5 protein-coding genes are annotated in these 4,830 nt (G+C 67.1%); all 5 read right to left on the reverse strand.

All coding sequences use genetic code 11. The annotated features are described in order from the left end of the window. Positions 1-343: GTP-binding protein (locus ACHFGS_RS01285; protein WP_394289075.1), on the reverse strand; the 343-nt coding region annotated here is incomplete at its 3' end. A gap of 147 nt (positions 344-490) precedes the next feature. Further along, positions 491-2,605, reverse strand: coding sequence for an elongation factor G (fusA, locus tag ACHFGS_RS01290; RefSeq protein ID WP_394278382.1), 2,115 nt, complete (start codon positions 2,603-2,605; stop codon positions 491-493). Between the two features lie 77 nt (positions 2,606-2,682). Further along, positions 2,683-3,153, reverse strand: a complete 471-nt coding sequence (gene rpsG / locus ACHFGS_RS01295) for a 30S ribosomal protein S7 (RefSeq protein WP_018187368.1) — start codon at positions 3,151-3,153, stop codon at positions 2,683-2,685. A gap of 5 nt (positions 3,154-3,158) precedes the next feature. After that, on the reverse strand, positions 3,159-3,527 hold the full coding sequence (rpsL, locus tag ACHFGS_RS01300) for a 30S ribosomal protein S12 (protein ID WP_018171438.1): 369 nt from the start codon (positions 3,525-3,527) through the stop codon (positions 3,159-3,161). Positions 3,528-3,812: 285 nt separating this feature from the next. Further along, positions 3,813-4,830 (reverse strand): FHA domain-containing protein (locus ACHFGS_RS01305; RefSeq protein WP_394289076.1); only part of this gene is annotated, 1,018 nt, incomplete at its 5' end.

Raw genomic sequence — 4,830 nt, forward strand, 5'->3', positions numbered from 1 at the left:
TTCTGTCGGTGGCGGCGACCACGAGGATCGCGCCGTCCATCTGGGCAGCACCGGTGATCATGTTCTTGATGTAGTCAGCGTGACCCGGGGCGTCGACGTGTGCGTAGTGACGCTTCGGGGTCTCGTACTCGACGTGCGAGATGTTGATCGTGATACCACGCTGACGCTCTTCGGGAGCCGAGTCGATCGACGCGAAGTCACGCTGCACGTTGGTGGCCGACGGGAACTTGTCGGCGAGCACCTTCGAGATGGCAGCGGTGAGCGTGGTCTTGCCGTGGTCGACGTGACCGATCGTTCCGATGTTGACGAGCGGCTTGGTCCGCTCGAACTTGGCCTTGGCCACTGGGTCCTCCTCAGGACTGTCGTGTAGTCGCCCGGGCGCTGGGTTGCGACCGGGTTTCTACGGGGATGTTGTCAGTGTAGTTGACGTGTCGATATTCAGTTTGGGCGGATGCCGGGAGCTGGGCCCCCGGCATCCGTAAAGGCGGTGTTACTCGCCCTTGGTCTTCTGGACGATCTCGTCGGCCACGGCGCGCGGGACCTCGGAGTAGCTGTCGAACTCCATCGAGTAGACGGCGCGACCCGAGGTCTTCGAGCGCAGGTCACCGATGTAGCCGAACATCTCCGACAGCGGGACGAGGGCGCGGACGATCTTGATGCCCGAGCCGTCCTCCATCGACTGGATCTGGCCACGACGCGAGTTCAGGTCGCCGATGACGTCACCCATGTACTCCTCGGGCGTACGCACCTCAACGGCCATCAGCGGCTCGAGCAGCACGGGGCCGGCCTTGCGGACGGCCTCCTTGAAGCCCATGGAGCCGGCGATCTTGAACGCCATCTCGGAGGAGTCGACGTCGTGCGACGCGCCATCGATCAGGATCGCCTTGACACCCACCATGGGGAAGCCGGCGAGCACGCCGACCTGCATGGCGTCCTGGAAGCCCTGGTTGGTGGGCTCGATGTACTCGCGCGGGATGCGGCCACCGGTGACCTTGTTCTCGAACTCGTACGTCTTGTCGGCCGTGACCTCGAGCGGCTCGATGCCGAACTGGATCTTGGCGAACTGACCCGAACCACCGGTCTGCTTCTTGTGCGTGTAGTCGTGACGCTCGACGGTCTTCTTGATCGTCTCGCGGTAGGCGACCTGGGGCTTGCCGACGTTCGCCTCGACGCGGAACTCGCGCTTCATGCGGTCGACGAGGATGTCGAGGTGCAGCTCGCCCATGCCCTTGATGACCGTCTGGCCGGTCTCGGGGTTGAGCTCGGTGCGGAAGGTCGGGTCCTCTTCGGCGAGCTTCTGGATCGCGAGACCCAGCTTCTCCTGGTCGGCCTTGGTCTTGGGCTCGATCGCGACCTCGATGACGGGCTCGGGGAACGTCATCGACTCGAGAACGACGGGCTCGGCCGGGTCGGCGAGGGTGTCACCGGTGGTGGTGTCCTTCAGACCGATGACGGCGTAGATGTTGCCCGCGGTGAGCGAGTCGACCGGGTTCTCCTTGTTGGCGTGCATCTGGAAGATCTTTCCGATGCGCTCCTTCTTGCCCTTGGTCGAGTTGATGACCTGCGCGCCGGAGTCGAGGTGACCCGAGTAGACGCGGATGTAGGTCAGGCGACCGAAGAACGGGTGCACCGCGACCTTGAACGCGAGTGCGGCGAACGGGTCGTTGGCGTCGGGGCGACGCTCGATGACCTTCTCCTCGTCCTTCGGGTCGTGCGCCTCGATGGCGGGCACGTCGAGGGGCGACGGGAGGTAGTCCACGACCGCATCGAGCATCGGCTGCACGCCGCGGTTCTTGAAGGCGGAGCCGCAGAGCACCGGGTAGAGCTCGCCGGCGACGGTCAGCTTGCGGATGGCGCCCTTGATCTCGGCGACCGAGAGCTCCTCGCCACCGAAGAACTTCTCGAGCAGGGCTTCGTCGCTCTCGGCAACCGTCTCCAGCAGCTGCTGGCGGTACTCCTCGGCCCGGTCCTTGAGGTCGGCGGGGATCTCCTGGACCTCGTACTTGGCGCCCATGGTCACGTCACCCTTGGCATCGCCGGGCCAGACCAGTGCACGCATCTCGACGAGGTCGATGACGCCGACGAAGTCGTTCTCGGCACCGATGGGCAGCTGCAGCACGAGCGGCTTGGCGCCGAGGCGCTTCACGATGGTGTCGACGGTGAAGTAGAAGTCAGCGCCGAGCTTGTCCATCTTGTTGACGAAGCAGATGCGGGGGACGTCGTACTTGTCAGCCTGACGCCACACGGTCTCGGACTGGGGCTCGACGCCCTCCTTGCCGTCGAAGACGGCGACGGCACCGTCGAGCACGCGGAGCGAGCGCTCCACCTCGACGGTGAAGTCGACGTGACCGGGGGTGTCGATGATGTTGATCTGGTTCTTGTTCCAGAAGCAGGTCACGGCGGCAGACGTGATCGTGATGCCGCGCTCCTTCTCCTGCTCCATCCAGTCGGTCGTCGAGGCGCCGTCGTGCGTCTCGCCGAGCTTGTGGTTGACGCCCGTGTAGAACAGGATGCGCTCGGTCGTCGTCGTCTTGCCGGCATCGATGTGGGCCATGATGCCGATGTTGCGGACCTTGTTCAGGTCGGTGAGCACTTCTTGTGCCACGGGGTGTCCTTACCTGTTGAGACGGATGTCGTGGGATGCCCGGCCGGCGGGATGCGCCGGCCGGGCATCGGTGCTGATTACCAGCGGTAGTGCGCGAAGGCGCGGTTCGACTCGGCCATCTTGTGGGTGTCTTCGCGGCGCTTGACCGCGGCACCGAGGCCGTTCGAGGCGTCGAGGATCTCGTTCTGGAGACGCTCGGTCATGGTCTTCTCACGACGACCCTTGGCGTACGAGACGAGCCAGCGCAGCGCGAGCGTGTTCGCGCGGTGCGGCTTGACCTCGACGGGCACCTGGTAGGTCGAGCCACCGACGCGGCGGCTCTTGACCTCGAGGGTGGGGCGCACGTTGTCGAGCGCCTTCTTGAGCGTCGCGACGGCGTCCTGGCCGTTCTTCGCCTCGACACCCTTGAGGGCGTTGTAGACGATGGCCTCGGCGATCGACTTCTTGCCGTCGACGAGAATCTTGTTCACCAGCTGGGTGACGATCGGAGCACCGTAGACCGGGTCGTTGACGACGACGCGGCGGGGTGCGGGTCCCTTGCGAGGCATCTAACTCAACCCTTCTTCGCGCCGTAGCGGCTGCGAGCCTGCTTACGGTTCTTGACAGCCTGGGTGTCCAGGGCGCCGCGGACGATCTTGTAACGCACACCGGGGAGGTCCTTCACACGACCACCACGGACCAGCACGAGCGAGTGCTCCTGCAGGTTGTGGCCCTCGCCGGGGATGTAGGCGGTGACCTCGGTGCCGTTGCGGAGCTTGACACGGGCGACCTTGCGCATCGCCGAGTTCGGCTTCTTGGGCGTGGTCGTGTAGACGCGGGTGCAGACCCCCGCCTGCTGCGGGTTCGCCTTCAGGGCGGGCGCCTTGGTCTTCGAGACCTTGGGCGAGCGACCCTTGCGAACCAACTGCTGAATGGTTGGCACGTTCTCTCCTTGTCGATCTGCACGCGGCTCTCGCCTCGTACAGGTGCTGCACGGTGACAGCGTTCGTGGTTTCACCACAGATCCATCGGCACGCCGCGATCGCGACGAACGGTAGGTGATGGATATGCCGTGGGGGTGACCTGTTCGCAGGTCCTGTCCCTGTGCCGCGTTCCTGCGACCCTGTCCGCACCGAGGCACGTCGCAGGGCGCGCAAGTGCGCACACCCGGTCAATGATACGCGGGATGACAGAGGTGGGTCAAACGCGCCCGGGTTCTGCCGTACGATCAGCCCTCGAGTTCGACCCGCTGCAGGCGCAGCGCCGCATCGCCGAGCATGAACCGGTCGGCCACCTCGATCTCCGCACCCGCCTCCAGCTCGATGTCGGTGCCCAGCAGACTCGGCAGCAGCACGCCGTTGGTGGAGTGCAGATCGACGATGTGCCAGACGTCGCCGCGCCGCTCCAGACGCGCGTGCGTCTTGGAGACGGTCCGGGTGGGGTCGAGGATCGTCACCAGCTGCGCACGCGGGTGCGCAGGGTCGGCGATCGGGTGGCGCCCGAGGATCACGACGTCGGATTCCAGCGGGATGGGCGCGCCCGACGGCGGGAGCAGCTCCCAGACGCCGCGCTTGCGCCGGACCATCACCGTCTGATCGAGGTCCTCTTCGAACTCGGATGCCGCGTCGTCCTCCACCGGCGGGGTCGCCGCTGCGACGGGCGGACGCTCCTCGGCATCGCGCTGCTGCGCGGCGACCGACGAAGTCGCCGACATCGGAGCGCCGGCGGCGGGCGACCCGACGACAGCCGACACCTCGCCGGTCAGCTCGGGGAAGACGTCCTGATCGCGCGCGTCGACAGCGGGCGCCGCCGTCGGCGCGGGCAGCCGGGTGACCGCTGCGTCACGGGTGCGGATGGGGGCGACCGGCTCCTCCCCCGCGGTGACCGGCGGGCTGACGAACGTTCCCGGCGAGGGCGCAGCGCTGGGGGGGAACGGGGCGGGCGAGACGGCGGAGACCTCGTCGACGTCTCCTTCCCACCCTCCGCGGAGGGTCGGGGTCGGCGCGGTCGGGTCAGGCGTGGCATCCGGAACCGCATCGACCGGCTCGACAGGCGCGTCGGCGGCCGCAGAGCGCCGAGGGCCGGACGCGGCAGGCACGCCCTGTAGCGGCGGGGGTGCCCACGGCTGCGGATCGATCGACGTCGCGGGCGGGCCCGCCTCCGTGCGGCGGGAGTCCTCGCGGGCGGAAGAGCCGGTCGCGGACTGCTGGCCCCACGGGGGCGGCGGCACCGGCGCAACGGCGGCA

The sequence above is a fragment of the Microbacterium sp. genome, assembly GCF_043427715.1.
Lineage (GTDB): Bacteria > Actinomycetota > Actinomycetes > Actinomycetales > Microbacteriaceae > Microbacterium.

Coding starts and splice junctions, on each gene's coding strand:
- rpsG (WP_018187368.1), bottom strand. CDS start 3,153: ATGCCTCGCAAGGGACCCGCACCCCGCCGCGTCGTCGTCAACGACCCG.